Source organism: Vibrio sp. R10-SF1-ISO8 (assembly GCF_059833805.1).
Genome location: NZ_JCBDHL010000001.1, coordinates 1 through 23,074 on the forward strand (window position 1 = coordinate 1; position 23,074 = coordinate 23,074).

Annotated in this window: 45 protein-coding genes; 33 read left to right on the forward strand and 12 right to left on the reverse strand. The window is 48.2% G+C overall.

Translation table 11 applies throughout. The features are described 5' to 3' along the window. Window positions 1-127: 127 nt before the first annotated feature. The 6 genes from AC6R00_RS00005 to AC6R00_RS00030 form a co-directional block, all read right to left on the reverse strand. Window positions 128-562, reverse strand: a complete 435-nt coding sequence (locus tag AC6R00_RS00005; protein ID WP_500638928.1) for a hypothetical protein — start codon at window positions 560-562, stop codon at window positions 128-130. Continuing rightward, window positions 549-884, reverse strand: coding sequence for a hypothetical protein (locus AC6R00_RS00010; protein ID WP_500638929.1), 336 nt, complete (start codon window positions 882-884; stop codon window positions 549-551). Before AC6R00_RS00010 ends, AC6R00_RS00005 begins: the two co-directional genes overlap by 14 nt. 141 nt (window positions 885-1,025) lie before the next feature. Next, complete coding sequence (locus tag AC6R00_RS00015) at window positions 1,026-1,388, reverse strand: hypothetical protein (RefSeq protein WP_500638930.1); 363 nt, start codon at window positions 1,386-1,388, stop codon at window positions 1,026-1,028. A 47-nt stretch (window positions 1,389-1,435) separates the two neighbouring features. Beyond that, on the reverse strand, window positions 1,436-1,717 hold the full coding sequence (locus AC6R00_RS00020; RefSeq protein ID WP_500638931.1) for a hypothetical protein: 282 nt from the start codon (window positions 1,715-1,717) through the stop codon (window positions 1,436-1,438). Between the two features lie 125 nt (window positions 1,718-1,842). Further along, window positions 1,843-2,271: a phage protein gene (locus AC6R00_RS00025; protein WP_500638957.1), complete on the reverse strand. Its 429-nt coding sequence runs from the start codon at window positions 2,269-2,271 to the stop codon at window positions 1,843-1,845. Window positions 2,272-2,585: 314 nt separating this feature from the next. Continuing rightward, complete coding sequence (locus AC6R00_RS00030) at window positions 2,586-2,858, reverse strand: transcriptional regulator (protein ID WP_500638932.1); 273 nt, start codon at window positions 2,856-2,858, stop codon at window positions 2,586-2,588. 121 nt (window positions 2,859-2,979) lie between these two features. Here AC6R00_RS00030 and AC6R00_RS00035 point away from each other — a divergent pair, with 121 nt between their 5' ends. The 24 genes from AC6R00_RS00035 to AC6R00_RS00150 all read left to right on the forward strand — a co-directional run bounded on the left by AC6R00_RS00035 (window position 2,980) and on the right by AC6R00_RS00150 (window position 14,769). Beyond that, window positions 2,980-3,147, forward strand: a complete 168-nt coding sequence (locus AC6R00_RS00035; RefSeq protein WP_500638933.1) for a hypothetical protein — start codon at window positions 2,980-2,982, stop codon at window positions 3,145-3,147. A 92-nt stretch (window positions 3,148-3,239) separates the two neighbouring features. Beyond that, complete coding sequence (locus AC6R00_RS00040; RefSeq protein WP_500638934.1) at window positions 3,240-3,578, forward strand: hypothetical protein; 339 nt, start codon at window positions 3,240-3,242, stop codon at window positions 3,576-3,578. Further along, window positions 3,575-4,147 (forward strand): hypothetical protein, encoded by a 573-nt coding sequence (locus AC6R00_RS00045; protein WP_500638935.1) that lies wholly within the window; start codon window positions 3,575-3,577, stop codon window positions 4,145-4,147. The genes AC6R00_RS00040 and AC6R00_RS00045 overlap by 4 nt, the downstream gene beginning before the upstream one ends. A gap of 447 nt (window positions 4,148-4,594) precedes the next feature. Then, on the forward strand, window positions 4,595-4,909 hold the full coding sequence (locus tag AC6R00_RS00050) for a hypothetical protein (protein WP_500638936.1): 315 nt from the start codon (window positions 4,595-4,597) through the stop codon (window positions 4,907-4,909). Window positions 4,910-5,127: 218 nt separating this feature from the next. Further along, window positions 5,128-5,370: a hypothetical protein gene (locus AC6R00_RS00055; RefSeq protein WP_171802553.1), complete on the forward strand. Its 243-nt coding sequence runs from the start codon at window positions 5,128-5,130 to the stop codon at window positions 5,368-5,370. After that, complete coding sequence (locus AC6R00_RS00060) at window positions 5,360-5,830, forward strand: hypothetical protein (RefSeq protein ID WP_500638937.1); 471 nt, start codon at window positions 5,360-5,362, stop codon at window positions 5,828-5,830. Before AC6R00_RS00055 ends, AC6R00_RS00060 begins: the two co-directional genes overlap by 11 nt. After that, a complete protein-coding gene (locus tag AC6R00_RS00065; RefSeq protein ID WP_500638938.1) occupies window positions 5,814-6,296 on the forward strand; it encodes a hypothetical protein in 483 nt (160 codons plus the stop codon). The genes AC6R00_RS00060 and AC6R00_RS00065 overlap by 17 nt, the downstream gene beginning before the upstream one ends. After that, window positions 6,265-6,984, forward strand: a complete 720-nt coding sequence (locus tag AC6R00_RS00070; protein ID WP_239853130.1) for a P-loop NTPase family protein — start codon at window positions 6,265-6,267, stop codon at window positions 6,982-6,984. The genes AC6R00_RS00065 and AC6R00_RS00070 overlap by 32 nt, the downstream gene beginning before the upstream one ends. A gap of 106 nt (window positions 6,985-7,090) precedes the next feature. After that, a complete protein-coding gene (locus AC6R00_RS00075) occupies window positions 7,091-7,222 on the forward strand; it encodes a hypothetical protein (RefSeq protein ID WP_257214423.1) in 132 nt (43 codons plus the stop codon). Between the two features lie 9 nt (window positions 7,223-7,231). Beyond that, window positions 7,232-8,053, forward strand: coding sequence for a major capsid protein P2 (locus AC6R00_RS00080; protein ID WP_195876971.1), 822 nt, complete (start codon window positions 7,232-7,234; stop codon window positions 8,051-8,053). Window positions 8,054-8,062: 9 nt separating this feature from the next. Continuing rightward, window positions 8,063-8,335 (forward strand): hypothetical protein, encoded by a 273-nt coding sequence (locus tag AC6R00_RS00085; protein ID WP_500638939.1) that lies wholly within the window; start codon window positions 8,063-8,065, stop codon window positions 8,333-8,335. Between the two features lie 9 nt (window positions 8,336-8,344). Beyond that, window positions 8,345-8,485 (forward strand): hypothetical protein, encoded by a 141-nt coding sequence (locus AC6R00_RS00090; RefSeq protein ID WP_171323606.1) that lies wholly within the window; start codon window positions 8,345-8,347, stop codon window positions 8,483-8,485. Continuing rightward, window positions 8,485-8,688 carry a hypothetical protein gene (locus tag AC6R00_RS00095; protein WP_195876938.1) on the forward strand — a complete coding sequence of 68 codons (204 nt, stop codon included), beginning with the start codon at window positions 8,485-8,487 and terminating at the stop codon, window positions 8,686-8,688. Before AC6R00_RS00090 ends, AC6R00_RS00095 begins: the two co-directional genes overlap by 1 nt. Next, a complete protein-coding gene (locus AC6R00_RS00100) occupies window positions 8,669-9,592 on the forward strand; it encodes a hypothetical protein (RefSeq protein WP_500638940.1) in 924 nt (307 codons plus the stop codon). The genes AC6R00_RS00095 and AC6R00_RS00100 overlap by 20 nt, the downstream gene beginning before the upstream one ends. Next, window positions 9,589-10,239, forward strand: a complete 651-nt coding sequence (locus AC6R00_RS00105; RefSeq protein WP_500638941.1) for a hypothetical protein — start codon at window positions 9,589-9,591, stop codon at window positions 10,237-10,239. The genes AC6R00_RS00100 and AC6R00_RS00105 overlap by 4 nt, the downstream gene beginning before the upstream one ends. Further along, complete coding sequence (locus AC6R00_RS00110; protein ID WP_500638942.1) at window positions 10,239-10,652, forward strand: hypothetical protein; 414 nt, start codon at window positions 10,239-10,241, stop codon at window positions 10,650-10,652. Before AC6R00_RS00105 ends, AC6R00_RS00110 begins: the two co-directional genes overlap by 1 nt. Before the next feature lie 16 nt (window positions 10,653-10,668). Continuing rightward, window positions 10,669-11,097, forward strand: a complete 429-nt coding sequence (locus AC6R00_RS00115; RefSeq protein ID WP_500638943.1) for a M15 family metallopeptidase — start codon at window positions 10,669-10,671, stop codon at window positions 11,095-11,097. After that, complete coding sequence (locus AC6R00_RS00120) at window positions 11,094-11,504, forward strand: hypothetical protein (protein ID WP_500638944.1); 411 nt, start codon at window positions 11,094-11,096, stop codon at window positions 11,502-11,504. Before AC6R00_RS00115 ends, AC6R00_RS00120 begins: the two co-directional genes overlap by 4 nt. After that, window positions 11,501-11,659 (forward strand): hypothetical protein, encoded by a 159-nt coding sequence (locus AC6R00_RS00125; protein WP_272283596.1) that lies wholly within the window; start codon window positions 11,501-11,503, stop codon window positions 11,657-11,659. Before AC6R00_RS00120 ends, AC6R00_RS00125 begins: the two co-directional genes overlap by 4 nt. A gap of 348 nt (window positions 11,660-12,007) precedes the next feature. Continuing rightward, the gene (locus AC6R00_RS00130; protein WP_272275699.1) at window positions 12,008-12,298 is read left to right on the forward strand and encodes a hypothetical protein; all 291 of its coding nucleotides are present in this window, start codon (window positions 12,008-12,010) and stop codon (window positions 12,296-12,298) included. A gap of 112 nt (window positions 12,299-12,410) precedes the next feature. Next, window positions 12,411-12,770, forward strand: a complete 360-nt coding sequence (locus AC6R00_RS00135; protein WP_272275701.1) for a hypothetical protein — start codon at window positions 12,411-12,413, stop codon at window positions 12,768-12,770. A 40-nt stretch (window positions 12,771-12,810) separates the two neighbouring features. Further along, a complete protein-coding gene (locus tag AC6R00_RS00140; RefSeq protein ID WP_500638945.1) occupies window positions 12,811-13,389 on the forward strand; it encodes a hypothetical protein in 579 nt (192 codons plus the stop codon). A 253-nt stretch (window positions 13,390-13,642) separates the two neighbouring features. Further along, window positions 13,643-14,191, forward strand: a complete 549-nt coding sequence (locus AC6R00_RS00145; RefSeq protein ID WP_272275705.1) for a hypothetical protein — start codon at window positions 13,643-13,645, stop codon at window positions 14,189-14,191. A gap of 155 nt (window positions 14,192-14,346) precedes the next feature. Beyond that, on the forward strand, window positions 14,347-14,769 hold the full coding sequence (locus AC6R00_RS00150; protein ID WP_500638946.1) for a hypothetical protein: 423 nt from the start codon (window positions 14,347-14,349) through the stop codon (window positions 14,767-14,769). Window positions 14,770-14,954: 185 nt separating this feature from the next. Here the strand turns inward: AC6R00_RS00150 and AC6R00_RS00155 are convergent, their stop codons facing one another. The 6 genes from AC6R00_RS00155 to AC6R00_RS00180 all read right to left on the reverse strand — a co-directional run bounded on the left by AC6R00_RS00155 (window position 14,955) and on the right by AC6R00_RS00180 (window position 18,587). Next, complete coding sequence (locus AC6R00_RS00155) at window positions 14,955-15,233, reverse strand: hypothetical protein (protein ID WP_500638947.1); 279 nt, start codon at window positions 15,231-15,233, stop codon at window positions 14,955-14,957. Window positions 15,234-15,530: 297 nt separating this feature from the next. Further along, window positions 15,531-15,818, reverse strand: a complete 288-nt coding sequence (locus tag AC6R00_RS00160; RefSeq protein WP_500638948.1) for a hypothetical protein — start codon at window positions 15,816-15,818, stop codon at window positions 15,531-15,533. Between the two features lie 312 nt (window positions 15,819-16,130). Beyond that, complete coding sequence (locus tag AC6R00_RS00165) at window positions 16,131-16,862, reverse strand: DUF4225 domain-containing protein (RefSeq protein WP_500638949.1); 732 nt, start codon at window positions 16,860-16,862, stop codon at window positions 16,131-16,133. Beyond that, a complete protein-coding gene (locus AC6R00_RS00170; protein ID WP_171325470.1) occupies window positions 16,849-17,343 on the reverse strand; it encodes an Hcp family type VI secretion system effector in 495 nt (164 codons plus the stop codon). Before AC6R00_RS00170 ends, AC6R00_RS00165 begins: the two co-directional genes overlap by 14 nt. A gap of 211 nt (window positions 17,344-17,554) precedes the next feature. Then, window positions 17,555-17,980 (reverse strand): phage protein, encoded by a 426-nt coding sequence (locus AC6R00_RS00175; protein ID WP_500638950.1) that lies wholly within the window; start codon window positions 17,978-17,980, stop codon window positions 17,555-17,557. Window positions 17,981-18,311: 331 nt separating this feature from the next. After that, complete coding sequence (locus tag AC6R00_RS00180; protein WP_171325466.1) at window positions 18,312-18,587, reverse strand: helix-turn-helix transcriptional regulator; 276 nt, start codon at window positions 18,585-18,587, stop codon at window positions 18,312-18,314. A 131-nt stretch (window positions 18,588-18,718) separates the two neighbouring features. Between AC6R00_RS00180 and AC6R00_RS00185 the strand changes: the two genes are divergently transcribed. The 9 genes from AC6R00_RS00185 to AC6R00_RS00225 form a co-directional block, all read left to right on the forward strand. Beyond that, the gene (locus tag AC6R00_RS00185) at window positions 18,719-18,901 is read left to right on the forward strand and encodes a hypothetical protein (protein ID WP_171325464.1); all 183 of its coding nucleotides are present in this window, start codon (window positions 18,719-18,721) and stop codon (window positions 18,899-18,901) included. Between the two features lie 74 nt (window positions 18,902-18,975). Further along, the gene (locus AC6R00_RS00190) at window positions 18,976-19,314 is read left to right on the forward strand and encodes a hypothetical protein (protein WP_500638951.1); all 339 of its coding nucleotides are present in this window, start codon (window positions 18,976-18,978) and stop codon (window positions 19,312-19,314) included. After that, window positions 19,311-19,883: a hypothetical protein gene (locus AC6R00_RS00195; protein WP_500638952.1), complete on the forward strand. Its 573-nt coding sequence runs from the start codon at window positions 19,311-19,313 to the stop codon at window positions 19,881-19,883. The genes AC6R00_RS00190 and AC6R00_RS00195 overlap by 4 nt, the downstream gene beginning before the upstream one ends. A 519-nt stretch (window positions 19,884-20,402) precedes the next feature. Continuing rightward, on the forward strand, window positions 20,403-20,645 hold the full coding sequence (locus AC6R00_RS00200; RefSeq protein ID WP_171802553.1) for a hypothetical protein: 243 nt from the start codon (window positions 20,403-20,405) through the stop codon (window positions 20,643-20,645). A 49-nt stretch (window positions 20,646-20,694) separates the two neighbouring features. Further along, window positions 20,695-21,105 (forward strand): hypothetical protein, encoded by a 411-nt coding sequence (locus AC6R00_RS00205; protein WP_500638953.1) that lies wholly within the window; start codon window positions 20,695-20,697, stop codon window positions 21,103-21,105. Continuing rightward, complete coding sequence (locus AC6R00_RS00210; protein ID WP_500638954.1) at window positions 21,089-21,586, forward strand: hypothetical protein; 498 nt, start codon at window positions 21,089-21,091, stop codon at window positions 21,584-21,586. Before AC6R00_RS00205 ends, AC6R00_RS00210 begins: the two co-directional genes overlap by 17 nt. After that, window positions 21,555-22,274: a hypothetical protein gene (locus tag AC6R00_RS00215; RefSeq protein ID WP_500638955.1), complete on the forward strand. Its 720-nt coding sequence runs from the start codon at window positions 21,555-21,557 to the stop codon at window positions 22,272-22,274. Before AC6R00_RS00210 ends, AC6R00_RS00215 begins: the two co-directional genes overlap by 32 nt. A 107-nt stretch (window positions 22,275-22,381) precedes the next feature. After that, entirely contained in the window at window positions 22,382-22,513 is a 132-nt protein-coding gene (locus AC6R00_RS00220) for a hypothetical protein (protein WP_257214423.1), read from the forward strand. A 9-nt stretch (window positions 22,514-22,522) separates the two neighbouring features. After that, the coding region (locus AC6R00_RS00225) for a major capsid protein P2 (protein WP_500638956.1) at window positions 22,523-23,074 on the forward strand (552 nt) is incomplete at its 3' end.

Below are 23,074 nucleotides of genomic sequence, written 5' to 3' on the forward strand. Positions count from 1 at the left end.
ATGTCCCTCGCGATAATGGGAATAGACGATTATAGTCAGTTTCCAGATCAGTATGGCCTTAGTGAGTACTTAAATGGCCTTTATGTCGGGGAATAACTATTTTTCTTGCGAAACGATTTAGTTGGAGTTACTCCAACAAATCTAGTCTATCGCCAACTTTATATGAGTCGAATGGCTTCGAAAACTCCTGCTGAATTCGGAGCACTTCATCCCGGTCAAGATCCTTGATGTATTCTTGATAAGGCTTCTCTTCCAGTAAGAAACGTAAAGGCTCTTTTGCGGGGTCAGGGGCCGTCTCTGCAGCTTTGATTAAGTGGGCTTTTTCTTGTGCAGAACAACGGGCACTGTTGTCTAACGACAGATAAAGCACCACGTTTTTCTTGCTTTGAATATCAAGTCCAGAAAACCAATCAGTAACAGGAAAATCTGCGGTGTTAGACTTGGCTATGGCGCGGCATTCTTCAAGCTTATTGCCATAGTCAATCATTGCTTGTTGAAACGCGTCAGCGTGCACGCTAGTGCTGATGAGCAAAGCGCAGAGTAGGGAGCTACAACGTCGCACGGGATACACACCTCCAAAATTCACCTTCTTCTCCATGAGTTCGCCAGCTTAACGGCTCAGCAATACCGTAAATTCGGTTTTTAACGATGCTGTTCACTGAGGACAACACCTCAGAAAACTCGACCCAATCGTAGCCCGCAATGCTAATTAACGTCTCAGCCGGCTTTTGCTTACCGAGGAAGAGATCGAACAACGGCACGGCGCCAACCGAATACGCGAGCATGTTACCATCTTCCATGATGTCTTTTATCTCGGCAACAGCGTCAAGCGATTCCGACGACAGTTGCAGATTGTTGATTGAGCAGTAACCCAGTTCCGCCATCACTTCGGTCCTCAGTGTGTGGTCGTGAAGGGTTGGTATAGCATCAATGCAAACCGTTGACTATCTCATAGTGAGGATTAGGAATAAAGATCATGCTTGACGAAGAGTCATCACACAAGCGTCTCAAGGCAGTGTGATTGGCTAGGGCTTATTCACGGGTAAAGGCACCACATTGTTGTAATAGCGTGTTGGACCTTTGGGATCGTAGGTGAAGGCTTTGGGTAAACCGTCGTATAGCACGATGTAATGCTCATCCCAGATCCGAACGCCCACCAGGTACGAGTGGGTTTCAAGTTTGATCCAAGTTTGACCATCATCCGGGCTATAGCTCGTGAAACCAACCAGCTTGACCCGTTGGTAGTTGTCGCATTCATTCACATCAATGGAGCCGCGAAATAGGGCTTCTTTGGTCGTCCCGTCTCTAAGCAAGCAGGGCACTTGGATAGTGCGACCGCGGTGATCATGACCCTTATCATCGACACGTTGGCCAACGTGACTTTTCACATATCTAAACTGCATAATTAGAATAACTGTATGTATATACAGTTATTCTAATGTATAGATAGAGATTTGCAAGTTGACTGAAAGCGTAACGTATTTTGGTACATGTCTAGCCACAGCACGCGGTCAATATCACGGTGCATGCGCTCTAGAATCGATTCGACATAGCCATGATATTCGCAGCACATTACATGCACCACACAGTCTTGCGTAAGTGTTTGATTGTCCATAAGTTCGTAATGACGGCCATAGAGGGATTGAATGGCCGCCATCGGAGATTTGGCAGTAATGAGTGAATAGTCGCGCCAATTGGTGACACAATATAACGGCATTGTTTACTCCATGAATTCTTCTTACCGACACTGTATATAGAAAGCAAATATTCTTACAGAGTCGTGAGCGAGATATGAGTCGAGTGACAAAGCAAGAATCACTGCAAAATTTAGCCTGACGTGAGTCATTTAAATTTGCTGGGCACCCAAAGCCGCAGTTTACGTCGGTAGCCGCCACCCGAAAAAGGCCACTTATTTTCCTTCGGTGGATACTTCTTGGGATTATCAATGTGACCGTGTAACTCAACAAACTGACGATGTTCATCACGCCAGTAGCCAAACGCTAGCAATTCTTTGGGGCTAAACTCGCGGCGTTCGGGCGTAATGAGCGTGGCGCGTTCTTCATGGACGCGAAAACCGTCCCAACGTGTATCCAGCGGTAAATAGCCGCGAGCCTTAAGATGAAGCAATTTTTCAGCCATGGGATTAATCGATGAATAGCCATTGATCCAGCGCGTCACGGTATACGGTTGAACGTGAAAAAACGCGGCGGCTTCATTGAGGTCCATAAACTGAGCGTGCAGTAACTGACGAAATGAATAGGTGCTGTACATGTGATCTTCCTTCGAAATCCGTTGAGGAGGTTGATAGTTATTTTCTTTTTTTATTTCCAGACTCATCGGCAGCGCCAATCAACGCACATTTTGCACGCAGCGAGCGATAAGTAATGTTTTTAAACAACTAATCGAAATGCGAAAACGCAGCCTTTATTAATTGTATAAATTAGAGATTAACTGGAAGCAAAACAGCAACTTAAAAGAAATACAATGAGCGAATTACACAGTGAACGTGACATGGGATTCTCCTTACTAAATTAGTGTCTTGGGTGCGCATTATGTATAAGCAGTTAAATGCAAAAAACGCACCTTTACTCGGGTGCGTTTTCTTCTATCACTTTGATTACTCGGGAGTTTTTGTGTTTGCTTGGAAGTAGGCCATACACGACATTTTGATCACTTTCGCCTAGCATATCCGCGATCCTAAACGCGACATCCCAATCCATTCCACAACTGCCTTTTCGCCAGTTATACAATCGCTTGTCGCTTACGTCGAGCTTTCGCGCGAGTTGATACTCAGAGGTTAGGTCATACATCGCTTTTACGCGATTCAAAAGTGCATTTGTATAGTTGATCACTTCCATGGGTCTAGTGCCTTCCTGTCACTAACGATTTAAGGGTAAATCGAGCCTCATTGCCATCCCCGAGATGCATTTCTAATACAAAAAAAGTTGGTATAGGCTGTGAACGCCGAAGGGTAAGGACGTGAGGAACCGCTACATGGAAGACCAAAACACTGAGATTGATGCCACGCTGGATCAAGCCGAACGCGCCGCCAAAACGGGCAAAGCCTTAACGAGCGTGCGCCTGCTCATTGTGGCCTTACGCGAAGTCTTGAAGCTAGTCAGACAGCGTGATGAACACAGTCACTGATCCCTTTCATTTAGTCAAACGTTATCGACGCCATGGTCACCGTCGTCCACGGTCAAAAAGGATCACGGAACGCAAGGTTAAGGAACCAGTGCATGGAAGAGCAGAAAATTGTCGAGGTGTGCATGGCACACCTGATCAGAGCGATACACACCGGACGCGACATTGAAGCCGTCAGCGGGGATCATCTTACTCAAGCCACCATTATCACGCCGATCTTGATCTTAGGCTGTGATTTGCTGGCGCCCTCCAAGCGCTTTGACGGTGTGGCGCGCGAAATGGCCAGCTACGCGATGCAATACAGCTATTGTATTGCTGAATCCCATGCAGGCAGCATGAACAAGGTGTCGCCACTGACCGACGAACTTGAACGGTTTGTGTGTGATGTGATGGCCTCTGAGTGTCGCGAGATGGCGAGTCCGACACTGCAATGAGTGCTTCCACGTTTACCCGACGCGAACGACCGTTAGCGGCGCTGCATCGAGCGCGTTGGTCATCGCTGCTGCAAGATCCTTCACGCTACGCTTATCTGTTGTCGGCGTCCGGCAAAGCCACGCAGCGCCAGTTCCTGCGCGACATCGCTTCCGTGATGGATTATTTGATCAGTGAGCTTGAGCTGCGTACTCGTAAGGTGGGCGTCGCAACGCGCAATGGTTTTCTGCTCCGCACATGGGCCAATGTGGCCGAAGGGACAGGATTACCGGTTTGGCGGGTCAAACAGTGTGTGTCGTTTGCTAAGCAGCGCGGCTGGCTGACGTCCACCCAACCGAGACACAATGAAAACGGTGAGTGGTACGGCTTAGCGTCGATTAAACGCATCACGGAGCGCTACTTTTCCGATCTGGGTCTGACCGACGCCATGCTCAAGGCGAGGGCGGCGGCCAGTGACTCCATCAAACGCATGGCTTCACGCACGGGCGTCCATGTCCGTTACCTGCTGACACCTATCACGCTGCTACGTAAGTTCGCCCGTCGTCACGACCAATCCCCACACAATCATTGATCCACCCGCTTAGCCTTGATCCGTCTGTCACACGCTAAATCCCTGAAAAAACGACCTTAATTCGGTTTAATCGCGGCATTTATGACCGTTTTATCACAGCCATCCACTGTTTCTGTGGATAACGCGGTGATTAAGCGGTGGTTTGTCATAGTAACTGCTCCATGAAACCGGATCTTAACGGTTTGATCCATAGTCTACGACTAGTGATCTTTCTAAAGAAAGATAACAGTGATGGTTAGTGTTACCCCCTGAAAAACGGGGATAACATTAAGGAAGCGGCGTATCTTGCTCGCCAGCGAGCTGACGCCTTAAGCGCGCTTGAAGTGTTGTACTGGGTCTGAGTAGGACTGTGTGTTGAAAGTCACACGGATTGATCTGTAAGGTGGTTTAATCGCGTAGTAGTATATACTTATGAAACAGATAGATGGCTCGAATTGGAGCGATGTAATGATCTACATCGAGATAGCATTGTTTCTTATACCCTTGGTGATTTTTGGCTTAATCGTCAAAAGTCGGGTTTCTGCTGTTGTCATTCGTCGTCTGTATTCTTTGTGTTTTTCTCTTACAATGGTTGTCATTGGGTATTCTTGGGCGGTGAATGTTGGTTTGCTTGCGATGCCCAGTGAGGATGACACCACCACGTTGCTCATCGGTAACGATTTTATGATCCTTGCCGACACTATCATCGTTGTCTTTTTGTATCTGTATATTCACACCATTCTGCCTCCTGTCGATGAAACCAAACCGAAACCCGTCAAATAATACACGACAACGCCGATTTTCATTGGTTTAACACCGCAATAAGCCGTAGTGAACGACGATGCACCACCGCCGTGTGTGTCGCTGCGCGACGGTCTGCCAAGAACCGCGGTTTTAATCGAAAATAACGATTGAAAGTCGGTTATTAATCGTCATAATCAAAGAGCTAACGTCGTGAGACAGGGGCACCCATTCACCAACGTCGTGAGACAGAGGTCAGTATGACAATTAGACAACAAGAGTTTGCCGACTTGATGGCCAAACTCGATGACATCGAGCAGGCGCTGGCTCAATCTGCGCCAGATTGGTCAAGCATTCCTGCGTTTAAGAAACCGATGGTCGCCATTCAGGCCGCCGAGCAGGCCAAAAGCCATATCGACACCACCGTCACTACCATTAAAGCCATTACCTTAAACTTCCATCAGCGGCTCACTGAGCTTGAGGAGGCGCAGCATGGCCAGTAAGAACCCCATCAAAGGTTACATTGCCTGTCCGACGCACGGTTGCGGCGAAGTGTGCACCGTGCACGCCGTCGGCGAACATCGCGTTTTAGAAGGTGGCGATCCACCGAAGAACAAGCGCCGTTTGGGTCAGCTCTACACGATTTGCCCCAATTGCAAAGCCAACCAAAGCGCGGGCAAACCGTTTCAAGATTGGTTAACTAATCACATGAAACCGACCCGTGAAGAAGTGACTACTGGTTATAACAACAGTGCCCCACAAAAACCGCACTCGGTAACCGATACCAAACCGCACGAAACCAATCACGACGGGGTTTGCGAGGAAAATCCGATAACCGAACCGAAACCGACCAAGATAACCAAACGAACCGTGGCGGGCGCATTAGCCTTTGTTGGCGGCTGCGCGTTGCTGTTTGTGTTGCTAACGACGAACAAGGAGCCTAGTGATGAGCCAAACCAATGAACCACAAGTCACGACACCAGTCGATGAGCGTGATCTCACTGCGCAAGCCGCCATCGATGAGATGCAACAAGAAGAACAAGTCGTTGAACAGGCGGAAAGCGACGAGCAGGAAGAAGCCAGCTTTGATCCGGAAACCTCGCGTCAAATGCTCGGTTATGGCTTAGGCATTGTCGAGTTCAGCGTCGGTGCGGCGTTTGATGTGCCATTTGAAATCGATGAAAACGTCGGCAACAAGTGGCTCGATGCGGCCACACCAATGCTGCAGAAATATGGCCCCGCCGGTTTTGCCTGGTTTGCCAAGTATGAGAAAGAGCTGGTCTTTGCCATGGCGTCGTGCACTTTGGTCGGCGGTTGTACGCTTCAGGTGCGTCGACTGCGTCAAGAGAAAGCGTTGTTAGTGGCCAAGGAAGCCAATCAAGCGCAAGGAGAAACGGATGAAGCTGCCCAGTCCGATCAACAAGAATAACGCACTCAATGCGCAGCACGTGTGTTACATGGGCACGACAGGCAGCTGTAAAACCACGGCGATTCGTAAACTCAAGTTGATCCCCAAATCCGCCCAGGTGGTGATGTTTGATCCGTACGCGGAGCACTCAGAGCAACGGCTCGAAGGGCTGAAAGTGGTGCCTTGTGCGTCGTTCTCTGAGTTCTATCAGCGTGCCTGGTATGGACGGAAGCAACGTAAGCCGTTTCGTTTGGCGCTTGTGAATCAGGAGCGTAGCCGCGATAACCTTGAGCGCTTTGCGCAGATGGTGTGGTCGTTGGGTGATGGCCAACACGCGCACGAACTGCACTGTGTGATTGAAGAGCTCGCCAAATGCACCAACAACACCGCCAAACTCGATGGCGTGGCAGGTGAACTGTGGACCGGTGGTCGTGGCTTTGGGTTGGTGATGCATGCGACCTTTCAGCGCAGTCAGGAAGTGCCGAAAACCGTGCTTGATGAATCCAAGCATATCTACATCGGGGCGGTCAGTTCGAAGCGTAACGCGCGCTATATCGCCGACTATTATGATGTGCCGTACGAGTCGATCCTCGCTCTGAAGGGTTGTCATGAGCGGGAGCATCTAGGTAAAGGGAAGTATGCGGATTACATCCTCAAAAGTCCCGGGATTGGCAACCATCGTCAGGGCAAAATCTACCCCGTGCGGTAAGGGTTAACCTATTAGGTTAGAGTGCCTGCCTAATAGGTTTCACTCTCTATCCAGTTACTCATTGACATCCTAGGGTCAGGGCATCCATTTCAATGAGGATGTCACTATGCGATTGAATGCTCGTAACGTTGCCATCATTGCTGGCGTATCAGCTTTGACAACAGGAGCGATCATCTTGGCCGTCAACAACAAAGTTGGTGGTCTCGATAAGCTTCTTGGCAAGTCCGGTTGGTTCTAAGGGGGCGCTATGTCAGTCAAACCAATCAAACTTAACTCTATGGTCGGTGCGGCTTGGGGACAAAAAGGCACACTGCCTATTCCCAATGGCCCGACGTATCACGAACTGGTGCTCGAAACCAACGCCGACGCACAGGACATGACGCGAATTTCTATCACGCTCAACGCGGAAGAGATTTACGTCCTGACCGGCGAAGAGCTGTTGATGCTGGAGCGCTATAAACGCCGCGATCCCACCAGTGGCCATTACATTATTCCGTTTAGCGATGTCGTGGCCAGAACCAAAAACGGGGTGCGCTACACCGGCTTAGTCACGGAGCTGGGTGACAACATTCATCTTGATATTCAGTTCCGTAATAAACGCGCGGACGCGGATCCATTGACGATTCAAGTGCATGCTTGGGTGAGCAACGCGCAGGCTATGCGTGTGGTGGTGCCACTAGTGAAACGCGAAACCATGCCCGCCAATGCGGCAGGCGTGAATGAGTTTACCAACCTGATCGCCAGCCCGCTCATCAGTATTCGCCGCATGCACTTTATGCACGACAAGATCACCAAGTTGGAGATTGAGCGTGACTTCGTCAAAGAGTTTGAAGCGAACAAGTTTATCGCCGAGGCCAACGCCAAACGCAACGAACGCACACCGCAATCAGGCTATTTCCACTTCGATCCAATTGTCCGTGGTTTCTCGATTGATGAACTGTTTCCGACGCAGCACAGCTCAAATTTGAAGTTCTCGGTCACCACCGAAGACGTGCCAGGTTCTATCCCCATCTTGGTTGAATCGGTGCGTTTAGAGCGACCGGAGAAGCTGCAAGGTGGCGCGGCCTAAGGAGCGCCCATGAAAAGCTTTTTTGATGATTTACTGGAGTTTGGTGCGGGGGCTTTGGACTCTGTTGGCGAGCACGCTGACTGGCTGTTCAACACCAAGGATCAAACCTCGAACCCAAACAAAACCCAGCAGCCCAATCATCCACAAGTCGATAACGCCGGTAATGTGGTGACGCGGCCGCAAGGCGCGAAGTCTGGCGTCGATCCGATGGTGTGGTATATCGGCGGTGCGTTAGCCGTAACGAGTGTGGTGCTGCTTGGGGTGATGGCGTTTAAGAAGTAGGAGAGACCGATGCCACTTTTATTCTGGGCACTCGGCGGTTTCGGCGTCGGCAGTATGTTTGGCGTAAGCGCCAGTAAAGGCCTCAATAAACTGTTACTGCTCGTCGGGATGCTTGCCGTGCTGCTGTATTTCGCCAAAGGAGGCCTGTGATGCTTGGATCATTAACGTCGTTAACCGGTGGCGGAGGCTTACAAGGCGGCGCCTCAGGACCCGCGATGTCGGGCACATCGGGCAACACCACCAATAACATGGGCTTTACCGGCGGTGGGATCAATCTCGGTGGCACCAGTTCCCAATGGTGGCTCATCGTGATGTTGGTGCTGCTTGTCATGTATGTGGCCCTTAAGAAGTAATCTTCAGCGTGAGCAATGGAGTCGGGTTAAAGACCAACTGAAACCGGCACTGAAAGACTACTTCAAGGATGCCGAACGCGCGGTAAAACAGGGCAGTGAACAGGTTTTTCGCCTTGATAACACCGTGATGCTGTTAAGGGGTGAAGTACTCAAAGACGGCACCAAAGAATTGGTGGTGGTGGCGTTAGTCGGTGATATGGCCTCGGGCACATTGGGCGCGCTCAATCATGCCAGAGCCTATGGATTTGACTCGATACGGGCACATTTCTTTCGCGCTGGCGCCGAGCGGTTTATTCGCCACAAATTGGGGTTACCGGTTCAGGAGATAGAACGCCGAGACGATGAGCGCGTTTTACGAATAAGGTTTGCAGATATGGGTGGTAGAAGCTCTTCACAAAGTCGACAAAGCACGGTCACAACAACGACCAATACCAGTGGTAGCGCGGCCGCAGGACGCGACAACTACGGCATTATGGTTGCGGGGGTCAATGACTCGGATATCAATCTGACCATGACCGACCACGGTGCGATGGCCATTGCCGGTAATCTTGCCGAGGAAGCACTCGACTTTGGCCAGCAAACCCTACGCTCAAACGAAACTATAGTGACAGGGTCACTCGATACGGTCAATAACACCGTCGATGAGGCGTTTAACTTTGGTACTTCCGCGCTTGAAGAGACCTCGGAAGTCAGCCAGTACGCGATTGACTCGATCAAATCGATGGCTGGCCAACAAACCGAAACCACCAAAGCGGCACTGGCGATGGCCAGCAGCGCCAAATCGCGCGAGCAGACCGGCGGCCTTGATTCCGACAACAACTTACTGAAAAACATTTCTCTGATTGTCGGCATCGCCGGCACCATCATCACCGTCGCGGTGTTGTATAAAGGGAGCCGCTCATGAGACAAGTCCACACCCTCGAACCTAATCAAACCTTAAGCTTTAATGCCGGACAGGCCGGGAAATTCCTTATTCTGCGTGAATCCACTCACACCTTGATGATACGCAGCGACGCGTTAAGGCCAACCGAAATTCAACGCGGTGACACGGTTGATGTCAGTACCTTTGATGAGCTGACTCTGGAAAACCATCACGAAGACGCCGCGACGTTTGAATACCAAATCAGCGACGTGTCGATTTTAACCCAAGCGCAGAAAGTCGATGTGTCCAATGCGGTTGTGGTTCATGAAGTGCAACGACCCGTCAGTGTGGTGGAAATACAACGGGCGGTCAGAGCGCAAATTCAGAACGAATTGCTTAAGGTTCATGTCGATAACGAGACGCTGAGCGTGACGCCTAGCGTGACTTTGTACACCTACGCGGCCATTGATGAAGGGGTGTTTGAGCTCGATGGCAGTGAGCAGACTATTGCCGGCAGCCCCGAGCGCAAAGCGCTGTTTCTTCAGGTGCCGGATGAGAATACCGAGCCAGTCCTGGTGCAAGGTTTTATGGTCGTTAATCCCGGTGGCCATCTGCCACTCAACACCAATCAGGCCGTGACCATTAAAGGCAAAGACGGTGAAACCGTCAGAGTCGGGGAGATGCGCTGATGTTGATGCTCTATAACCCACCACCGAAAGCCAAACCTGACATTGAAATCGCCACTGAATCACAAGGCACCGTTGGTACGGCGGCGATTTTTCACTTTACCGACTACGTCGAACTGGTCGATTTATCGTTTAAGCGCACGTCACTGAGCAATCGCCAAACGGTGCCTGCGCAGTTGTGCAGTGTCATGTTGTCGTTCCTGAAAGACAGCGATTTGATTGAGCGGCGCTACCTGTACCTGCATTTCGCAGCCGGCGTCGATCATCACTACCCGATGACGCTGATTAAACCCAAAGGGGCGGATGAGTTGCAAGTGGTGAGCAGTGTCGCGCTGGTTTCACGAATTGAAACGCGTTTGATTTTCAAACAGGAGGTGCCCGATGCGGTGGGCATTCCCCCTCTTATTAACGGTTAGCCTGGGAGTGTATCTGATGAACAAGAAGCAGATTGATAAAGCCGTCAGCGGTTTCACGCTGTCGGTGCGTAGCGAAACCAAATTGATTGGCGTCCATCATGATTTGAAAAATGTGGTCAGGCGCGCGCTAGAGCTCAGTCCGTTTGATTTTGGTATTACTTCAGGTAAACGCACGGCCGAAGAGCAATTCCAACTCTTTCAGGACAAGGCCAGCCAGCTTGATGGCTACTCGCGTATCAGCCGTCACCAAACCGGTCACGCGATCGACTATGTCGTGTATGACGAAGATGGCCAAGTCACATGGGGCTTCAGTTACTACGAGCAAGTGAGCTGGGCGTTTAAACAGGCGGCCAGAGAACTGGGGGTGCCGATTGTCTGGGGCGGCGACTGGACGTCGTTTAAAGATGGTCCCCATGTCGAACTCGATCGTCAGGTGTACCCATGATTGGCGCAATAGTCAGTTTGTTTAATGGTGGACTCGAAACCTATAGGCAGTACAACCACAATAAAGCCGAAGCCCTGAAGCGCAAAGACGAGCTTGACCAAGAGAAACATCAGGCGAGGGTACGCAGACTGCAAAAAGGCGAAGAGCAGGCCAGCAACCTCGATGAAGTGAGCATTAGAGAGCGCGGCCTTAAAGACGAATTTATCCTGCTTGTGGTGTTTATTCCGCTTATTTTGTCATTCATTCCTGATTATGCGCAGTATGTCGAACAAGGCTTTGAAGCGCTGCAGGCCATTCCCGAGCCCTATTGGTATGTGGTGGGCGCCGTCGTCATTGATACCCTTGGCATGCGCGCGATGGTTCGCTACCTGTTGGAGTTCTTCTCAGGAAAATTCAGGGGGAAATGATGGAACTACTCGAAGCGATGCTCATTTCCTTAATCACCGGTGTGGTTTCGAGTGCTGGCACGATTGCAGCGCTTAAAACCGACATTAACTGGATAAAGAAAGTGCAGCAAGACCAGGAACAACGGATACGCAAACTGGAGGACAGTCATGGCTAAACGATGTTGTAAGTGCAAGGGCCGCAAGCAAAACGGCCAACTTAAAAAAGGGTACACGCTGAGAGGTGGCCGAGTAGTGAAAGCAACAGCCATGAGGAAGCGACGAAAGACCCGACGCAGACGCTAAAGAAAACCGCTCAATATTGGGCGGTTTCTTGTTTTCTTGGTCTCTGCTTTTTGATTTAATGCATGTTATGAAGAGTTAGTATGCACTTGGACTCACAATATGATTGTTATGGATTTAAGTTGCTGATAAATTGAAGGAAAATAAGGGCTGCATTGGTTGAGACAGGTCATAAGACAGTAATGCTCTATCCGTCTAACAACTGTTATATAAAAAGGCAATAAATGAAAGAAACTGAGTCGGTTCGTCTTTTGTCGTCAGATGGATTTCTATTGCGTTCTTCTGAGGGAAGCTACTTAAATGCTTCACTGGAAGACGTTTTGTCAAATGTCGAAAAAGTCAGTGAGATCCCAGATGATGCTAAAAGAGCTGTAAAGGACTTTATTGAACATCATTTCAAAGAACTATGTGAACGTGTATTCGATTTGGATAATCTTGAACTCCCAGTAGAACTAATCATTAAGTTTCCTGAGTTCCTAGAGTATCTAAAGCTAGCGTTCGGGACTTTTATATAAAAATAATTTAAGAGTGATTCACAACGCTTGCTGGTTTCGCTTCTCTCAACTATAGCAAGCTCGTGTCGCACCTTACCGCGGCGTCATATTTTTATGGATAATAGAGATAATTATGGACTATGTTACTTTCGTAGTAGTTGTTATTTTTGCTTTGATTCCAATTGTTTATTTAGGTTTTAATCTTTGGGAATTATATAAGTCATTCCCTAAAGTGAAAGCGGTATGGAGCAGGCTAGCCAGATTTGAACAACACCTGTTTTTAATGGGGTTAATGTTGTTTTTGCCAATTCCAATGCTCAAGAATTCAGAGTTTAAGGATGTCTACGTTTTTCAACTCTTTATTGAGGCTTTTCCAGCAATGGCTGGCGGTATGTTTGTCGCAGGTTTGATTGCTTATGTCCGAGAGCTACATGCTTATGACTCTGAGCAACAGGCGTTTAAATTAGATACGCCAGATACAGAACAAACATAACAATTACCTTAACAGGGTGTTAGCTAAACAAGGAAAGTTCATGAATAGATTGTCAGTTGTTGGATTATGGGTAGGAATTATCGCAAGTATTTTTGGTGTCTGTTGGAGTGTTTACACTCATTGGAACCCATTTGACGATAAGCTAACAAATTCAGATGATTTTTTAGGAATCTGGGAGTCAAAGTACAGCTACTCAATAACTCACGGTACTGCAACAGTTAAGGCGACTACAGAATACTTTAAAAATGGAATGTACAACGTTACTGGAGTTATGATAATTGATTCCACGACAGATGACGCCCAAACGATAAAGGTTATGTACGACATTGATGGAGCAGGAGAGTGGGAGCATGATTCCAAGAATTTCTATGTCAAACTAACTGACTCAAAATCTTACCCGCGATTTTTGCAAATAGACAATAGGAACTTTGACCTAAAGGAGCCGAAGTATAGAGCTCTTGTTCCTGCGCTTGAAGATTTCATTCCAGGCAACCTCACGGAGCAATACATCATTGTAGATAAAGATGCTAAAAATATTGTTTTCGAGCTTGACGATCCGTTTGGTACAACTTTTTCTATGGTCATGCGTAAAGTAGACAAAAGGTTTCAGAGGCTATAGTTTAGCTAAAAAAATCGGTTCAAGAGTGATTCGCAACGCATGGCATTTTTACCATGCGTTGAGTTTTGTGTTTAAGGTGCAATGTTTCGTGTTGTTCACCCCTTAACACGGTGCTAGGTTTCTTGTTTAAGTTCGCAAAAATAAATGCAACTAGTGTAATATTAAATTCCACTGTTTAATTGTGGGTATTTATCTCCATATAGTACTTAGGGTTAGCAATTGCTTTCCTTTATAAACTAAAAGTGGAGGCTGTATGACAGCTAGTTATGCTAAAGATTTTCACGAAATTCCAGAGTCATTAACCAATAACTCTTCTCTTAAACGTAAAGCATTGGACTTAGTCCAATCTGAGCCAATTGCTGGTAAAGTTACGACCGGAGGTTGTCGGTTGGAAGACTTTCGAGAAATCTTAATTGACTTCTTTGAATCGCAAATAGATTTGGATGTTGCGATTGCTGAAACTGAAAATAGGCTACCGCGCCATCAAAGTGTGTTTTCTGGTGATAACCGTGTGTTTGCTAACGGTTGGGCGGAGCGTTTAGTAAGGACGCAAGTTAGCAGGTTCTATAATCAGGCCGTTTTGGAAACTATCATTGAAAGTGGTGGTGATGACTGCTTTGTAGATCACTCTTCAAGTGAACAAGCTTCATCGAAATGTTCTCAACAATTAGCAGGAGCAACACATAGTGCTCACGTTATGCTAGAGCGCCTTAAGTCATCTTATGGCGATGGGGAATGGAATAGTGAGCGTAAGCTCCCTGATCATCCTCACTGTACTCATACATTTAGCCCTGTGCCATAAAGCCTAACAATCTGTTTAAAAGTGATTGATTCGCAACGCTTGGCATTTTGCTATGCGTTGCGTTTTGTGTCTAAGGTGGTGCATGCGGTAGCTCCGATATTGAGTTACTCACACCTCAATATGGGGCTATGTGTAAGAGGAATACAGAGGATATTATGAAAATAGACATAGAATACATTAAATATCTCTTAGATACGGTGCAGGAGCATGATGAACCTGACTTTACTATTAATCTCGATAAAATTAAGCCTCTTTGGTTAAATGACGATGAGAAGTTAAACAAACTCGTTTTCCATATGGAAATAATGGAAGACCAAAGGCTTATTGAAAGTTCAATTAATACTAGTGGCATTGGCTTTAAAAGAATGGGGGGAAGTGGTGGCTTTGCTGTTAGTATCATTCCGTTAAGGCTAACCGCGAGAGGGCATCAATTTGCTTCTGATCTATCTAAGCCTGGAGTTATAGAAAAATTAACCACGACATTCAAAGATGCAGGACCTGCTGAAACAGTAAAGGCTGTGTTTGCGCTCGGAAAAAACTTTATCGACAGTCAGCTTAAAAGCTTATTAGAAGAATAAGGACGCAAACAAATGTTAGATTTAGTCTAAGTTTTACGACTAAACTCGCAAAAGGGAATGGTGATATTTTTCACACCAACCAATGAATTGTTACGGTAACAATGTCACGGGAGAGAACCCTGACACCTCTGTTGCTGTGTGGAATGAAGCCGGACTGAAAAGTCCGGCTTTTCTATTAGTTACTTTTATTGGCTTTTAGGGATACAAAAAGAAAGCAGGAAAACCATGACTAAACTCAAAAACTGAACAACGACGTTGTTGCTGTAATCGGGTGTAATAGCAGAGAGGAATGAAAGCGAAGAGCCATTCTTAAAGATCACCAAAAACTGCGCAGCTACAAAGGCTAACACCAAGACAAACATCGCTTTCGCTGACTTGTAGGGCCAGCGCAGCTTAGACACTCGATATAAAGTGCCTATTAGGGTTGCTGAGACTACAAAAAATACGGCAGTTTCAATAATCACTTCAAATCACCTGTCCGGGTTATTTATAGGTAGGTATCGACTAATGAAAATCATGAAGAGAATAGCGCTAAGGTTGACTCCTGGGAACTCGCTGAAGTCCATGGAAGTGATGTATAAGTCAAAGGTGTTATCAATGGCTAGTTGATAGTAAGGAGCATATACAAAAATCCCTATAGAGATAATGTAGGCAAACCTCATAGCTGTAGTTTGAAACCTAAGGTTATGACCCAGCTTCATTAATGCTATCACTGCTATAGAAATACACGCTAAGTAAATCAGGTTTGCCATAAGTAGAACTCACATTTCTTCTGGGTGCTTAGGCAAGCAGGTACAAGCTGCGACAAGACATATCATGAAGCTCCAGAAACGCACAAAATAGTTGCTATTCGCGTCCCATTCCCACGGAGAAAACATAAGCTCGCCTGTTGAGAATATCGAGAAAAACTGGCTGCCAATGAAGATCAACGCGATGCCATGGGCGTAATAGATAGGAAGACGCGTGCGAGGCGTGATGGCCGTTTTTAGTTTTCTGAACACAAGCACAACGAGCAAAGAAGCAATGGCAAAAATCACGTTTTCAATCATTGACTGTCACCTGATAACCGTTGAATGCGACGTCTTACTGATGTTGTTTGGGGATGAATTTAATCAACAATACCATTGTCACTATTGAGCTTGCGGTAACAATGTAATTTCCCGTGAAGTCAACATTCATTGAGTCGAAAAATAAAAAGAGAGGGTGTCCTTTGGCGACTATTGAAAAATAGTAGCTCCCGATCCATAAGTTCATCAGTACATGGAGAAACCTAAGCGCGCCGTTATTTGAGGGGACCTTAGAAAGTTTCCAAGTTATCCCCAAGACTGGAATGGTAATTAGGAAGAAAAGAACAGTCTCTATCATTGTTTTTCAATCTCTTTTATGAGGCTTCTTGCTGTCATGCCATCAGCCATGACTCCAAAACCTAATGCATAATTACTTGTTGCTTGATAGCCACGTAAGTAATCTTCGGCGGTATAGCTGAGCAGTTTAAACTTTTTAGAGTCCTTAAAGAAGTTACCTGACGTGGGTGGCTTAATTTTGGTGGAACGACCCCAAATGACTTTGGCTGAAAGGCCTAAGTCTATGCCATAGTACGCGATGTCACCGTAGCTGGCATCGTATCCAGCGAACTCTGCGATACCGCGATAACCCTGACGTACGAGGCCGACGTGGTTTTCATTACCGTCGAAGAAGTATCGACCGTTTTCGTAAACGTTATTCGAACCATGGGCGATTAGCATCGCACCGAATGCGCACATAGACCCTACGGAAGCAAAACACATTCCCGTACCACTGGCGATTTGCATGACACCCGCAACAAAGCCTATTCCTTTTGTTCCTATGACCTGATTTTGTTCCCAGAGACTGCGCTCTTCTTTTTTAAACTCTTTTAAGACCTGCGCTTTACCTTTTCTTCCTTTCTCAAAGTCTTTTACGAGACATTGACCATGACGCGCGACACTCTGCGAAAACTTCAGCTTCAGCGGACCATTGCTGATATGTTTGTTCATCAACGTGGATGCGACCATATTCAGTTGCTTGGACGCGGCTTGCACTTCCCATAAATCGTGAGGGTTAACTCTGTTCATAGGTGGTGTCCCAATCGTCATAGCCCTCGGTACCGGCGATGTTGTGTTTCCACACAATCGACTGATAGCTTAACGAGACTTGCTCGGTCATCTCTTCATCATGGGCCTGAATAGAGTGGGGCTGCGACAAACCGATTTGGGTAATTAAGGCCTTTTTGAGTTCAATGGTGTAGTGGTTTTCGTTATAGCCTTGTTCGTTAGTCCGGTAGAACTTCAATGTGCAATCTAGGTATTCCTGACGGGCAAACGCAGTATTGAGTAACGGCGTAGATTTATCAATGAACTTGGTAATAGTGATCGGATGGTGAGTATTGCGGTGCTCTCCGGTGAACTTCATCATGGTGTGTTCCGTCGCCAGCACACTGATCTCGTTGATATGATCTTCCTGATATTTGCCACCGATGGAGTCTTTAGTGTTACAACCGCTGGAGATCAATCCTTGTTTTTCCCCAGTGATGCTTAAATACGCGTTGTGTGCCATGACGAGAGTTCCTGATTTTTGATATGAGCGTCAGTGAATATTATCGGCTAAACCAAGTCGGGTAGAGTACTGATAGGTAAAGGTGGGCAGACGATCACACAGGGGCAAGTTGTTGCTCGGTTTGAGGCAACATTTCTCACTTATCACGACATCTATCAACAGGACTATTAGGCCGCTCAACCTAGAGCGGCCTGTGAATTTGACCTTGCCATTATCGATGTTTACTCGGTATCCAAGGCGCAGGCTGACGACGATGGCCGCCACCAGAAAATGGCAGCACGTTTTCCTTGGGTGGATAATGCTTAGGGTAATGAATGTGACCGTGTAACTCAACCAATTGGCGGTGTTCGTCGCGCCAATGGGCAAAGGCCAACAGCTCTTTGGGACTGAACTCGCGGCGTTCGGGCGTGATCAGTGTGGCGCGTTCTTCATGCACGCGAAAACCGTCCCAACGTTCATCGATGGGCAGATAGCCACGAGATTTGAGCAAGAGTAATTTTTCCGCCATCGGTGGCACGGGATGATGACCAATCAGCCAGCGTTTGACTGTGATCGGTTGAACGTGAAAAAACGCCGCGGCTTGTTTGATGTCCATGAACTGACGGTGGACGAGCTGATGAAAACTCAACAAATTCATGTGATCTTCCTTCTAATAGTAAAATTAATTCGACCCAATTTTTAATAGGTACTGACGTTTGATGCGCGCAGACTGATTGTCAGTGACGATGAAAAACCCACGAGAATGACAAAAGTCGTCGCGCGACAAAACTGAGTTAGGAAAAACACAGACCGAATGACAAGGCGCGAATCCTTATTTATCGACTAATTGAATTCAGATTTGGAAGCAAAACAAAATGTTAGGATTTCAAGAAATGACAAATTGCCGTGAAAACCAAGCCATTGATAATCCGAGGAAAAAACATAATTTAGTGCGCATTATGTATATGTGGTTAGAAAGGAAAATAAGCTTATATTAAAGGTCTAAAATCCTCTAACACCTTGACTACACGCCTATTTTTGATTTTGTTGGTGATAATCCCCCAAACCACATTTTGATCGGATTCACCAAGGAGATCAGCAATACGAAACGCAAGATCCCAATCTATTGAGTTTCGACCATTTCGCCAATTTCTGACGGTGGACTGGTCAACTCCCAACTTTTTCGCCAATTGATATTCAGAATCTAATCCAAACTTGGCTTTTACGCGATTGAGCAGTGCATTCTCATAAGTAAAGCGTTCCATTGAACGTCCCTCCTGATGCTCATTGTATGTACAAAAAACGGCAAAACGCTATACGGGGCATGCTTGCCAGTATCAAAAATCTTCTCGTAAAGTGATGTACATCCAAGGCTTGGCGGCATTGAGGAGGCGTGATGGTAGCGCGAAAAACTGAAATCGAGATTGCGCTTGATGAAGCAGAATCCAGTGCCAAAAGTGGTCACTTGGAATCGAGCCTTAGGCTCGTGATTGCCACATTGAGAAGGCTATATCAATTGCAGGAAGGAAGCCATGCCTGTTCGCAAGAATCAAAGGATCAAAATTCATCTTCTGATTAAACGTTATGCCCAGCGTGAGAAAAAACATGGTCAATTACGGCGAATAACAGAGCGGGTGATAAAGGAGAAAAAGCATGGAAGAGTACAAAATTGTTGAGGTGTGTATGGCGCATCTGACTGCAGCTATTAAAACTGGACGCGACATCGAAGCCGTGACTGGGGATCATCTTACCCAAGCAAACATTATCACGCCGATACTGATTCTGGGTTGTGATTTGCTGACACCATCCAAGCAGTTTAATGGCCTAGCTCGTGAGATGGCCAACTATGCGATGCAGTACAGTTATTCCATTGCCGAATCCCATGCAGGCAGTGTGAACAAGGTGTCACCACTGACGGACGAACTTGAGCGATTTGTCGGTTTGGTCATGGTTTCTAATGTGCGTGAGATGGCGAGCCCGACACTGCAATGAATGCTTCCACGTTTACCCGACGCGAACGACCGTTAGCGGCGCTGAATCGATCACGCTGGTCATTGTTGCTTCAAGATCCTTCACGCTATGCCTATTTATTGTCGGTGTCTGGCAAAGCCACGCAGCGCCAGTTCCTGCGCGATATCGCTTCCGTGATGGACTATCTCGTTAGTGAGCTTGAGTTGCGTACGCGTAAGGTTGGGGTAGCCACTCAACGTGGTTTCCTGCTGCGTACTTGGGCCAATGTGGCCGAAGGGACGGGATTACCCGTTTGGCGAGTCAAACAGTGTGTGTCGTTTGCTAAGCAGCGCGGTTGGCTAACGTCCACCCAGCCGCGACACAATGAAAACGGTGAGTGGTACGGCTTAGCGTCGATTAAGCGCATCACAGAGCGCTATTTTGCCGATCTGGGTCTGACCGACGCGATGCTTAAGGCGAGGGCGGCCGCCAGTGACTCCATCAAGCGCATGGCCTCACGCACCGGCGTCCATGTTCGTTACCTGCTGACGCCTATCACCTTGCTACGTAAGTTCGCCCGTCGTCACGACCAATCCCCACACAATCTTTGATCCACCAGCTTAGCCTCGATCCGTCTGTAACACGCTAAATCCCTGAAAAACCGACCTTAATTCGGTTTAATCGCGGCTTTTATGACCGTTTTATCACAGTCATCCACCGTTTCTGTGGATAACGCGGTGACTAAGCGGTGGTTTGTCATATTAACTGCTCCATGAAACTGGATCTTAACGGTTTGATCCATAGTCTACGACTAGTGATCTTTCTAAAGAAAGATAATAGTGATGATAAGTGTTACCCCGTTAAAAACGGGGATAACTATAAGGAAGCGGCGTATCTTGCTCGCCAGCGAGCTGACGCCTAGACCACGCGGTGACTGCGTTAGCACCGTGATAAGCCGTAGTGAACGACGATGCACCACCGCCGTGTGTGTCGCTGCGCGACGGTCTGGCAAGAAGGTGGAATTTAATTGGTACTAACTATTGAAAGTGGCTTATTAATCGTCATAATCAAAGAGCTAACGTCGTGAGACAGGGGCACCCATTCACCAACGTCGTGAGACAGAGGTCAGTATGACAATCAGACAACAAGAGTTTGCCGACTTAATGGCCAAACTCGATGACATCGAGCAGGCGCTGGCTCAATCTGCGCCAGACTGGTCAAGCATTCCTGCGTTTAAAAAACCGATGGTCGCCATTCAGGCCGCCGAGCAGGCCAAAAGCCACATCGACACCACCGTCACTACCATTAAAGCCATTACCTTGAACTTCCATCAGCGGCTCACTGAGCTTGAGGAGGCGCAGCATGGCCAGTAAGAATCCCATCAAAGGTTACATTGCCTGTCCGACGCAGGGTTGCGGCGAAGTGTGTACCGTGCATGCGGTCGGGGAACATCGCGTGCTCGAAGGCGGCGATCCACCCAAGAACAAGCGCCGACTGGGTCAGCTCTACACCATTTGCCCCAACTGCAAAGCCAATCAAAGCGCGGGCAAACCGTTTCAAGACTGGTTAACTAACCACATGAAACCGACTCGCGAAGAGGTTAATACTGGGTATAAAAACAGTACCCCGCAAAAACCGCACTCGGTAACCGATACTAAACCGCACGAACCCAATCACGACGGGGCTTGTGAGGTAAATCCGATAACCGAGCCGAAACCGACCAAGATAACCAAACGAACCGTCGCGGGCGCATTAGCCTTTGTTGGCGGCTGCGCGTTGCTGTTTGTCTTGCTGACGACGAAGAAGGAGCCGAGCCATGAGCCAAACCAATGAGCCAGAAGTCACGGCACCGGTCGATGAGCGCGATCTCACCGCGCAAGCGGCCATCGATGAGATGCAGCAAGAAGAGCACATGATTGAACAGGCCGAAAGCGACACCGACGAGCAGGAAGAAGCCAGCTTTGATCCGGAGACCTCGCGCCAAATGTTGGGTTATGGCTTAGGCATTGTCGAGTTCAGCGTCGGTGCGGCGTTTGATGTGCCGTTTGAAATTGATGAGAACGTCGGTAACAAGTGGCTCGATGCGGCCACGCCAATGCTGCAAAAGTACGGACCGGCCGGTTTTGCGTGGTTTGCTGAATATGAAAAAGAGCTGGTCTTTGCCATGGCGTCGTGCACCTTGGTCGGCGGTTGTACGCTTCAGGTGCGTCGACTGCGTCAAGAGAAAGCGTTGTTAGCAGCCAAAGTGGCGAAGGAAGCCAATCAAGCGCAAGGAGAGACGGATGAAGCTGCCGAGTCCGATCAACAAGAATAACGCCCTCAATGCGCAGCACGTGTGTTACATGGGCACCACAGGCAGCTGTAAAACCACGGCGATTCGCAAGCTCAAGCTGATCCCCAAGTCGGCTCAGGTGGTGATGTTTGATCCGTACGCGGAGCATTCAGAGCAGCGGCTCGAAGGGTTAAAAGTCGTGCCGTGTGCGTCGTTCTCTGAGTTCTATCAGCGCGCCTGGTATGGGCGAAAGCAGCGCAAGCCGTTTCGTTTGGCGCTTGTGAATCAGGAGCGTAGCCGCGATAACCTTGAGCGCTTTGCCCAGATGGTGTGGTCATTGGGCGATGGCCAACACGCGCACGAGTTGCACTGTGTGATTGAGGAGCTGGCCAAATGCACCAACAACACCGCCAAACTCGATGGCGTGGCGGGCGAGCTGTGGACCGGTGGCCGCGGCTTTGGTCTGGTGATGCACGCGACCTTTCAGCGCAGTCAGGAAGTGCCAAAAACCGTGCTCGATGAATCGAAGCACATCTACATTGGGGCGGTCAGTTCGAAACGTAACGCGCGCTATATCGCTGATTATTACGATGTGCCGTACGAGTCGATCCTCGCGCTGAAAGGCTGTCATGAGCGGGAGCATTTAGGGACAGGTAAGTACGCCGATTACATCCTCAAAAGCCCCGGTATCGGTAACCATCGTCAGGGCAAAATCTACCCTGCACGGTAAGGCTGAAACCTATTAGGTTAGAGTGTCTGCCTAATAGGTTTCACTCTCTATCCAATCCCTCATAGGCGCCCTAGGGTCAGAGCATCCATTTCAATGAGGATGTCACTATGCGATTGAATGCTCGTAACGTTGCCATCATTGCTGGCGTATCAGCTTTGACGACAGGGGCGATCATCTTGGCCGTCAACAATAAAGTTGGTGGACTAGATAAGCTTCTTGGCAAGTCCGGTTGGTTCTAAGGGGGCGCTATGTCAGTCAAACCAATCAAACTTAACTCCATGGTCGGCGCCGCTTGGGGACAAAAAGGCACACTGCCTATTCCCAATGGCCCGACGTATCACGAACTGGTGCTTGAAACCAACGCCGACGCGCAGGACATGACGCGAATTTCCATCACTTTGAACGCTGAGGAAATCTACGTGTTGACCGGTGAAGAGCTGTTGATGCTTGAGCGATACAAACGTCGTGATGCGACGTCGGGACACTTTATCATCCCGTTCAGCGATGTCGTGGCCAGAACCAAAAACGGGGTGCGCTACACCGGCTTAGTCACAGAGCTGGGTGACAACATTCACCTTGATATCCAGTTCCGTAACAAGCGCGCAGATGCGGATCCACTCACGATCCAAGTACATGCTTGGGTGAGTAACGCGCAAGCGATGCGCGTCGTGGTGCCGTTGGTCAAACGCGAAACTATGCCCGCCAATGCGGCAGGCGTCAACGAGTTCACCAACCTGATCGCCAGTCCACTCATCAGTATTCGCCGCATGCACTTTATGCACGACAAGATCACCAAGCTG

Excerpts from the sequence above, each read along its gene's own strand:
- AC6R00_RS00110 (WP_500638942.1), top strand. The coding sequence starts at position 10,239 with ATGTTGATGCTCTATAACCCACCACCGAAAGCCAAACCTGACATTGAA.
- AC6R00_RS00040 (WP_500638934.1), top strand. The coding sequence starts at position 3,240 with ATGGAAGAGCAGAAAATTGTCGAGGTGTGCATGGCACACCTGATCAGA.
- AC6R00_RS00105 (WP_500638941.1), top strand. The coding sequence starts at position 9,589 with ATGAGACAAGTCCACACCCTCGAACCTAATCAAACCTTAAGCTTTAAT.
- AC6R00_RS00075 (WP_257214423.1), top strand. The coding sequence starts at position 7,091 with ATGCGATTGAATGCTCGTAACGTTGCCATCATTGCTGGCGTATCAGCT.
- AC6R00_RS00115 (WP_500638943.1), top strand. The coding sequence starts at position 10,669 with ATGAACAAGAAGCAGATTGATAAAGCCGTCAGCGGTTTCACGCTGTCG.
- AC6R00_RS00080 (WP_195876971.1), top strand. The coding sequence starts at position 7,232 with ATGTCAGTCAAACCAATCAAACTTAACTCTATGGTCGGTGCGGCTTGG.
- AC6R00_RS00060 (WP_500638937.1), top strand. The coding sequence starts at position 5,360 with ATGGCCAGTAAGAACCCCATCAAAGGTTACATTGCCTGTCCGACGCAC.
- AC6R00_RS00120 (WP_500638944.1), top strand. The coding sequence starts at position 11,094 with ATGATTGGCGCAATAGTCAGTTTGTTTAATGGTGGACTCGAAACCTAT.
- AC6R00_RS00150 (WP_500638946.1), top strand. The coding sequence starts at position 14,347 with ATGAAAATAGACATAGAATACATTAAATATCTCTTAGATACGGTGCAG.
- AC6R00_RS00170 (WP_171325470.1), bottom strand. The coding sequence starts at position 17,343 with ATGGCACACAACGCGTATTTAAGCATCACTGGGGAAAAACAAGGATTG.
- AC6R00_RS00185 (WP_171325464.1), top strand. The coding sequence starts at position 18,719 with ATGGTAGCGCGAAAAACTGAAATCGAGATTGCGCTTGATGAAGCAGAA.
- AC6R00_RS00190 (WP_500638951.1), top strand. The coding sequence starts at position 18,976 with ATGGAAGAGTACAAAATTGTTGAGGTGTGTATGGCGCATCTGACTGCA.
- AC6R00_RS00175 (WP_500638950.1), bottom strand. The coding sequence starts at position 17,980 with ATGAATTTGTTGAGTTTTCATCAGCTCGTCCACCGTCAGTTCATGGAC.
- AC6R00_RS00025 (WP_500638957.1), bottom strand. The coding sequence starts at position 2,271 with ATGTACAGCACCTATTCATTTCGTCAGTTACTGCACGCTCAGTTTATG.
- AC6R00_RS00095 (WP_195876938.1), top strand. The coding sequence starts at position 8,485 with ATGCTTGGATCATTAACGTCGTTAACCGGTGGCGGAGGCTTACAAGGC.
- AC6R00_RS00130 (WP_272275699.1), top strand. The coding sequence starts at position 12,008 with ATGAAAGAAACTGAGTCGGTTCGTCTTTTGTCGTCAGATGGATTTCTA.
- AC6R00_RS00195 (WP_500638952.1), top strand. The coding sequence starts at position 19,311 with ATGAATGCTTCCACGTTTACCCGACGCGAACGACCGTTAGCGGCGCTG.
- AC6R00_RS00160 (WP_500638948.1), bottom strand. The coding sequence starts at position 15,818 with ATGATTGAAAACGTGATTTTTGCCATTGCTTCTTTGCTCGTTGTGCTT.
- AC6R00_RS00020 (WP_500638931.1), bottom strand. The coding sequence starts at position 1,717 with ATGCCGTTATATTGTGTCACCAATTGGCGCGACTATTCACTCATTACT.
- AC6R00_RS00210 (WP_500638954.1), top strand. The coding sequence starts at position 21,089 with ATGAGCCAAACCAATGAGCCAGAAGTCACGGCACCGGTCGATGAGCGC.
- AC6R00_RS00180 (WP_171325466.1), bottom strand. The coding sequence starts at position 18,587 with ATGGAACGCTTTACTTATGAGAATGCACTGCTCAATCGCGTAAAAGCC.
- AC6R00_RS00090 (WP_171323606.1), top strand. The coding sequence starts at position 8,345 with ATGCCACTTTTATTCTGGGCACTCGGCGGTTTCGGCGTCGGCAGTATG.
- AC6R00_RS00125 (WP_272283596.1), top strand. The coding sequence starts at position 11,501 with ATGATGGAACTACTCGAAGCGATGCTCATTTCCTTAATCACCGGTGTG.
- AC6R00_RS00065 (WP_500638938.1), top strand. The coding sequence starts at position 5,814 with ATGAGCCAAACCAATGAACCACAAGTCACGACACCAGTCGATGAGCGT.
- AC6R00_RS00140 (WP_500638945.1), top strand. The coding sequence starts at position 12,811 with ATGAATAGATTGTCAGTTGTTGGATTATGGGTAGGAATTATCGCAAGT.
- AC6R00_RS00070 (WP_239853130.1), top strand. The coding sequence starts at position 6,265 with ATGAAGCTGCCCAGTCCGATCAACAAGAATAACGCACTCAATGCGCAG.
- AC6R00_RS00215 (WP_500638955.1), top strand. The coding sequence starts at position 21,555 with ATGAAGCTGCCGAGTCCGATCAACAAGAATAACGCCCTCAATGCGCAG.
- AC6R00_RS00085 (WP_500638939.1), top strand. The coding sequence starts at position 8,063 with ATGAAAAGCTTTTTTGATGATTTACTGGAGTTTGGTGCGGGGGCTTTG.
- AC6R00_RS00165 (WP_500638949.1), bottom strand. The coding sequence starts at position 16,862 with ATGAACAGAGTTAACCCTCACGATTTATGGGAAGTGCAAGCCGCGTCC.
- AC6R00_RS00145 (WP_272275705.1), top strand. The coding sequence starts at position 13,643 with ATGACAGCTAGTTATGCTAAAGATTTTCACGAAATTCCAGAGTCATTA.
- AC6R00_RS00010 (WP_500638929.1), bottom strand. The coding sequence starts at position 884 with ATGGCGGAACTGGGTTACTGCTCAATCAACAATCTGCAACTGTCGTCG.
- AC6R00_RS00050 (WP_500638936.1), top strand. The coding sequence starts at position 4,595 with ATGATCTACATCGAGATAGCATTGTTTCTTATACCCTTGGTGATTTTT.
- AC6R00_RS00135 (WP_272275701.1), top strand. The coding sequence starts at position 12,411 with ATGGACTATGTTACTTTCGTAGTAGTTGTTATTTTTGCTTTGATTCCA.
- AC6R00_RS00055 (WP_171802553.1), top strand. The coding sequence starts at position 5,128 with ATGACAATTAGACAACAAGAGTTTGCCGACTTGATGGCCAAACTCGAT.
- AC6R00_RS00200 (WP_171802553.1), top strand. The coding sequence starts at position 20,403 with ATGACAATCAGACAACAAGAGTTTGCCGACTTAATGGCCAAACTCGAT.
- AC6R00_RS00030 (WP_500638932.1), bottom strand. The coding sequence starts at position 2,858 with ATGGAAGTGATCAACTATACAAATGCACTTTTGAATCGCGTAAAAGCG.
- AC6R00_RS00045 (WP_500638935.1), top strand. The coding sequence starts at position 3,575 with ATGAGTGCTTCCACGTTTACCCGACGCGAACGACCGTTAGCGGCGCTG.
- AC6R00_RS00220 (WP_257214423.1), top strand. The coding sequence starts at position 22,382 with ATGCGATTGAATGCTCGTAACGTTGCCATCATTGCTGGCGTATCAGCT.
- AC6R00_RS00100 (WP_500638940.1), top strand. The coding sequence starts at position 8,669 with ATGTGGCCCTTAAGAAGTAATCTTCAGCGTGAGCAATGGAGTCGGGTT.